We start from the raw sequence: 6724 nt of genomic DNA on the forward strand, positions 1-6724 counted from the left end.
CCATGAGAGTGATTGAAGAAAAAATATTAAAATCTTTTTTAGTTATTATAAATTTTACAATAGTAATAAAGCTTATAGTAGATTGTTTTAAAATAGAGGAATTAAATTTTGTATTTTTAATTCTACTATTTGCCATGGGTATACTAATTTACCTGTTTTTTTCTAAAGTAATTAATAGTATAAGAAAAAAAATAATCTTTTTTATTATTGTTTTTATTTTATTAGGGATAATTATCTATAAAACTTCTGGAATATTTGTATCGAAGGAAATTGAAGTAATATCACTTAATTTAAAAAATATAAATAATGCAGCACTCAAGGCTAAAAATATTAATTTTGAGGAGTTTATTCATATATTTTCAATAGGAATTCCTTTACTTATAGCTGTGCTTATATCTATAACTCAGAAATTCATATATACTCCTTTGTTTTTTTCAATAGGTGTTTTTGTGATTTTCTGGTATCAAATATTCTATAAAAATGTTATTCCTAACATTCCTTATTTTTTAGCAGCTGTTATTATAACATTAGGAACAGGAGAATATATTAAAAAATGCAAGGAATATAGAGGAAGAGAAGTTAAAATAGATATTAATATAACATATATGATTACGTTAATACTAATACTTGCTTTACTAATTCCTGGATTAGTATTTATGCTACCACAGGAATACAAAGGGAAAACTGTAGACAGTGTTATTACTTTTTTAAAAAATGAATTTGTAAGCAAAAAAGAAAAGCAAAAAAATCCTTCTTTAGAAGCTTTGAAGGGAAGCTTTTCAATGAAACAAAGTGGGTATAGTGATTCATCTACAATTTTAGGAGGATCAATAGCATTAAATCGTAGAGAGGTGTTTAAAGTAATATCAGATAAGCCTTTTTATTTAAGAGGAAAGGCTATGGATTATTATACAGGAAGATCATGGATAAAATCTGAAGATAAAGTAATGAGAAAGGTTGAGATTAATGAAGCTTCCAATATGCCCATGTATAAACTTGTACAACCAACAAAAGATGAAAGTTTTCAGGTTCAAGAAAAAACATTAACTATAATTCCAGGAAAAAACTTCAAAACTACGTCTTATTTTACCCCTAATAATAGTAATAATATTATTAATGACAGTAAAAATTTGTTTGTAGATTTAATTCCTATTTTTATGAGTGATGTAGAGATAAAAGAACCTTACAAGGTTAGTTATATATCTTATGGTGACTTTGATAATTATCTTGAAGGAATTCAAAATTATTTGTATAAAAAAAATCCATTGAATGAAAATTATATAATGCCTCAAAGGGAGTTTGGGGTTGATGATTACTCTTATAGAGAAAATTTAATTTCATCAATAGATACATCTAAAAGTATAGAATATGTAAATAGAGAAAGTGCTTTTTTAAATAACTTTATGCTACATTACATGAATTATCTTCAGCTTGATGCTCCGATTAATGATGAAGTATATAAAATAGTCGATAATATATTAATCAGTGAAGCACAAGCAAAAGAAAAGACTGTGGAGGAACTAACTACTCACGAAAAAGCCTTAGCTATAAGAAGTTATTTGATGAAAAATTATAAGTATGTTACTAATGTTGGAGATAATGATGAATATAACGATTTTGTAAGCAATTTTATACTGTTAGATAAGAAAGGATATTGTACTTATTTTGCATCTGCAACAGTAATGATGTGTAGAATTGCAGGTGTTCCAGCTAGATATGTAGAAGGATTTAAGATGTCAGATGATAAAGGAGAAGATGGTAGCTATAAGGTAACTAACGCTGACGCTCATGCATGGGCAGAAATACTTATAAACCCTTATAGGAATCAATGGGCGATAGTAGACTCAGCACCAACTCCTACTGAACATGAAGAAGCTCAAGAAGAAATTGAATTAGAAAATACACCAACGGAAAATAATCCAAACAATGAAGCTAGAAATAATAAAATTAATAAAAATCAACCAGGATTTAATGAAGATGAAGGTGAAATGGGAGAAGATGATAAATTTAATAGATATATAGGAATATATGTAACTACAGGAGCATTAGCTGTAATGATAGCTATATTTGCTGGACTGTATGAGATTAATAAGATGAGAATAGTTAATAATAAAAGCATGATACCTTTATATAATTATTATTTAAAAAGACTAAGAACTCAAGGCATAGTAAAAAGTAAAAGTAGTGGAGACCTAGAATTTGTAGATTCCATAAGGGATAGAGAACTACAAAATAGATTAAGAGATATTGTAAATTTGGTCTATGATGAGTTTTATGGAGAAATATTATCAAGTACCTTTGAAAAAAAAGAATATTTCATGTATATTGAGAATTATATTAAGGAAAGAGAAAGATGGTATAAATACATTATTAATAAGTATTTTGTATTTAATCTATGGAGGGACTAATGAAATATAAATTAATTTGTGTTGATATGGATGGCACATTATTAAATAGTAAAAAGAAAATATCTGAAAGAAATTTAAATGCAATCAATGAAGCTCATAATAAAGGAGTTAAATTTGTAGTTGCCACAGGAAGAATATTTGTGTCAGCCAATTATTATGGGGATATAATAGGGCTAAAAACCCCTATTATAGCTTCAAATGGAGCTTATATTAGAGAAAAAGATTTAGATAAAGCTATATATGAAGAGTATCTAAATAAAGAAGAGTGTAGAGCCATTTTAAAATTATTAAAAAAGTATGATATTATGCCTCAATTTTATAGTACTGACACAATATATACAGAAGAGATAAAGCATTCAGCATTAATATATAGGAAAGCAAATGCAACCTTACCTAAAAATAGACAGGTAGTTATAAGAATTATAAATGAATGGGAAAAGTTATTTGAAGAAAATGGAAATTTGATTAAGGTTATGGTAGTACATGAGGATAAAGAGAAAGTTATAGCTGCAAAGGAAGAATTTTTAAATCTAAAAAGCTTTGAAGTAGTAAGTTCTATGGAGAGTAGCTTTGAGATTATGAAAAATGGGACATCCAAGGGAGAAGCAGTAAAGAAAATATGTCAGTATTATGGAATTCATAGAGAGGAAGTAATTTGTATGGGAGATAACGAAAACGACATTTCTATGATTAAATTTGCTGGGGTAGGTGTAGCTATGGGAAATGCTGAAGAATTTGTAAAAAAACAAGCAGATTACGTCACTCTTAGTAATGAAGATGATGGAGTTGCTCATGTCATTGAAGAGTTTATATTAAAATAGAATATTAAACAGAGTTTTTAAAGTTATAAACTTTACATAGAAATAGAAATGAAGTATTATATCTTTATCAAGCCTGAACAGGCTTATTTTTAGGAGGACGTAATAGTGAACTTAAACATAGTATTATTTCAACCAGAAATTCCTCAAAATACTGGGAATATAGGGAGAACTTGTGTACTTACTAACTGTAAGCTGCATTTAATAAAACCTTTAGGATTTAGCTTAGATGAAAAAGCAGTAAGAAGAGCTGGACTTGACTATTGGCCACAGTTAGAGTTAGAAATTCATGAAAGTTATGAAGCTTTAAGGGAAAAATATAAGAATGGAACATTTTATTTTTGTACTACTAAAGGAACTAAATATTATAATGAACCCAATTTTAAAGAAGGTGATTTTTTAGTATTTGGTAGAGAATCTAAAGGATTACCTGATTATATAAGAGAAGAAAATAAAGATAATCTTATAAAAGTGCCTATGGTAGATACTACAACTAGATCTCTTAACCTTTCCAATACAGTTGCTATAATTGCTTATGAGGGATTGAGACAAATAGGATTTAAAAAGATGAAGTAGTGTATTAAAAAGGATATAATTTAAGGTTATATCCTTTCATATTATTATAAACAGAATAAAAATTTATATTTTAAATTACAATATACAAGTAAATCTATTGTGTATTAAGCGGTTCAAATATTTTATAATAACAATAAAGTACAAAAATTAATTTATAGAAAAAATAATAACCATATTTAAAAAGTTAAAAAAATATCAATGTGTATTTACGTTTATGCGTACAGAAATTTGAATATATCATAAGTAAATTCATTTTAAAATTTTTTCTGAAAATCAAAAAATAGGTATATGAGTATGCTCTAGGGGTTGGTATGCAACGAATTTCTCCATATTAATAAAGGATATATATGGAGGATATAATAATATATACAATTGACAGAATATTTTTATTAAAAAAACTTTATAGAAACTATAGAAAAATCAAATAACAAAACAATAAAAATATGTAGAATATTAGACAAATATATTATATACTAATATTAAAGATAGGAATTAAAGAAAATAATAATTTTGGATGATATTTTCGGAAGAGAATCTATTAAATTAGGTAGCCGAAGAAGCAAGTATTTATTTTGCCAAATAAATATGAAACTCTCAGGCAAAAGGACCGAAAATGGACAAAACTCTGGAAAGCGTATATGCACCGAAGGAGCAAAACTCTCAGGTTAAAATACAGAGGCATAGGGCAAAATATATTAATATTTTGCGCTATGCTTTTTTATATGCACCTAATAGGAGGAATTTAAATGATAGAACCATTATTTATTGTAACTAACAATCCTATGTCAAAAGAAAAATTTGAAGAAAAGTTTAAAGTTGAGTTTATAGATGTGCCGCAGTTGGATATACTAAAAAAAGTAAGAAATTATATTCATAAAGGTAATAGAATACTTACTCATCCATTGATGGGAAGTGTAAAGCCGAATGAAACTCCTTACAGAACTGTTTGTGTTTCAACGGAGGTTGTCAATGGGGTTGATTTACAGTCTTTAGAAATTATAGAAAATGCTATAGTTACAACAGAAAAATTTTTAAGAGATTTTAACACTCCCAAATGGAGTGAAAAAATATTAACAGATTTTCAAGTAATAGATTCAGACTTAATAGATCATGCTATTAACTAAGGGAGGTATATTGATATGTCACAAGTTTATGACACTATAATAATTGGAGGAGGACCTGCAGGATTATCAGCAGGATTATATGCTTCAAGATCACGAATGAAAACGTTAATCATTGAGAGAGCAAAATATGGTGGTCAGGCAACAACAACTGACGAACTAGAGAATTATCCAGGTTCAATTGAAGAATGTACTGGAACAACATTAAGTCAAAGAATGAGACAACAAGCAGAAGATTTTGGTACTGAGTTTGTTAAAGACGAAGTAGTTGAAACTGTTTTAGAAGGTGATATTAAAGTTATTAAATGTAGAAAAGGTGAATATCAAGCTAAAACAATAGTAATTGCAACTGGAGCAACTCCAAGACTTGGTGGATTTAAAAATGAGATAGAGTTAAGAGGTAGAGGAGTTTCTTATTGTGCTACATGTGATGCAGATTTCTTTACTGATCTTGATATTGCTGTAATTGGCGGTGGAGACTCAGCTATTACTGAAGCTATATATCTTGCTAAATTTGGTGAAACTGTTACTGTAATTCATAGAAGAGATTCATTAAGAGCAGCTAAATCACTACAAGAAAAAGCTTTTGCAAATCCTAAAATCAAATTTATTTGGGACTCTGTTGTAGAAGAAGCTAACGGAGATGAAATTCTAGAAAGCTTAACTATAAAAAATAGAAAAACTGGTGAAGTTAGTACTTTAGAAGTTAATGGTTGCTTCGTATTTGTTGGATATTTACCAATATCAGAACTTTTTAAAGGTAAAGTAAACATGACTGAAAGAGGAGATATAATAACTGATGAAGAAATGAGAACTAACATACCAGGAGTATTTGCAGCTGGAGATGTTAGAGAAAAATCATTAAGACAAGTTATTACAGCTGCAGCAGATGGAGCTATTGCAGCTACTAATGCAGAGCATTATATAGAAAATTCACATTAGAATATAATTTATTTACTTTAGGTAAATTGTATATTAATAAATATTTATAATCTGAAAGGTAGGTAAAATAAAATGATAGAATTAAACAAAGATAATTTTGAGTCAGAAGTTTTAAACAGTGATAAACCAGTTTTCGTAGATTTTTGGGGAGATAAATGTGAAATATGTATAGCTTTAATGCCAGGTGTTCACGATTTAGAACCTAAGTATGAAGATAAAATAAAATTTGCTAGCTTAAACATAGGTGGAGCAAGAAGAGTTGCTATAGGACAAAAAGTTCTAGGACTTCCAACTATGAAGATTTACAATGGTGGAGCTTGTGTTGCTACAATAACTCCAGATAAAATTGCTACACTAGATGATATCGAAGGATTCGTTAAAGAATACTACGAAACATTATAATTTCAATTTTAAAGGTTTAAAAGGTTATTAGATGAGGAGGATTACCTCCCATCTTCTAATAAATAAAAAGTGACCTATATATTTTTAGNNTTGCGTCTAGAGATTGGAAAGATATTTATTAAGGATCTTCAATTTGGACCAGAAACAAAAGTTGAGAACGGAGTTCTTTATGTAAACAAAGAGGAGTTATTAAACGAGGTATCTGGTGACGAAAGAATTGCAAGTATCAATTTTGATATTGCAAGACCAGGTGAGGAAGTTAGAATAATACCTGTAAAAGACGTAGTTGAACCAAGAGTTAAAGTAGAAGGAAATGGTGGAATATTTCCAGGTTTCATTAGTAAGGTAGATACAGTAGGTTCTGGAAGAACACATGTTTTAAAAGGAGCTGCAGTTGTAACTACTGGTAAAATAGTTGGGTTTCAAGAAGGTATAGTTGATATGAGTGGAGAAGGTG

7 protein-coding genes and 2 riboswitches are annotated in these 6724 nt (G+C 28.5%); all 7 genes read left to right on the top strand.

Going from position 1 to position 6724, the window contains the following annotated elements; translation table 11 throughout:
• The first annotated feature begins 2 nt into the window (after positions 1 to 2).
• The gene (locus B2671_RS02660) at positions 3 to 2408 is read left to right on the top strand and encodes a transglutaminase-like domain-containing protein (RefSeq protein WP_346869029.1); all 2406 of its coding nucleotides are present in this window, start codon (positions 3 to 5) and stop codon (positions 2406 to 2408) included.
• The gene (locus tag B2671_RS02665) at positions 2408 to 3229 is read left to right on the top strand and encodes a Cof-type HAD-IIB family hydrolase (RefSeq protein WP_346869030.1); all 822 of its coding nucleotides are present in this window, start codon (positions 2408 to 2410) and stop codon (positions 3227 to 3229) included. The genes B2671_RS02660 and B2671_RS02665 overlap by 1 nt, the downstream gene beginning before the upstream one ends.
• A 105-nt stretch (positions 3230 to 3334) precedes the next feature.
• Positions 3335 to 3802, top strand: a complete 468-nt coding sequence (locus tag B2671_RS02670) for a tRNA (cytidine(34)-2'-O)-methyltransferase (protein WP_346869031.1) — start codon at positions 3335 to 3337, stop codon at positions 3800 to 3802.
• A 514-nt stretch (positions 3803 to 4316) separates the two neighbouring features.
• Positions 4317 to 4422: riboswitch (glycine riboswitch) on the top strand.
• Between the two features lie 3 nt (positions 4423 to 4425).
• A riboswitch (glycine riboswitch) is annotated at positions 4426 to 4480 on the top strand.
• A 68-nt stretch (positions 4481 to 4548) separates the two neighbouring features.
• Complete coding sequence (locus B2671_RS02675) at positions 4549 to 4926, top strand: GrdX family protein (protein ID WP_150844068.1); 378 nt, start codon at positions 4549 to 4551, stop codon at positions 4924 to 4926.
• 15 nt (positions 4927 to 4941) lie between these two features.
• Positions 4942 to 5865 carry a thioredoxin-disulfide reductase gene (gene trxB / locus B2671_RS02680; protein ID WP_346869032.1) on the top strand — a complete coding sequence of 308 codons (924 nt, stop codon included), beginning with the start codon at positions 4942 to 4944 and terminating at the stop codon, positions 5863 to 5865.
• A 72-nt stretch (positions 5866 to 5937) separates the two neighbouring features.
• Positions 5938 to 6267: a thioredoxin family protein gene (locus B2671_RS02685; protein ID WP_346869033.1), complete on the top strand. Its 330-nt coding sequence runs from the start codon at positions 5938 to 5940 to the stop codon at positions 6265 to 6267.
• Positions 6268 to 6357: 90 nt separating this feature from the next.
• On the top strand, positions 6358 to 6724 hold a 367-nt coding region (locus tag B2671_RS02690; RefSeq protein ID WP_346869039.1), incomplete at its 3' end, for a glycine/sarcosine/betaine reductase component B subunit.

Origin of the sequence: Clostridium sp. UBA5119 (assembly GCF_002414285.1) — a bacterium.
Taxonomy (GTDB): domain Bacteria; phylum Bacillota; class Clostridia; order Clostridiales; family Clostridiaceae; genus Clostridium_J; species Clostridium_J sulfidigenes.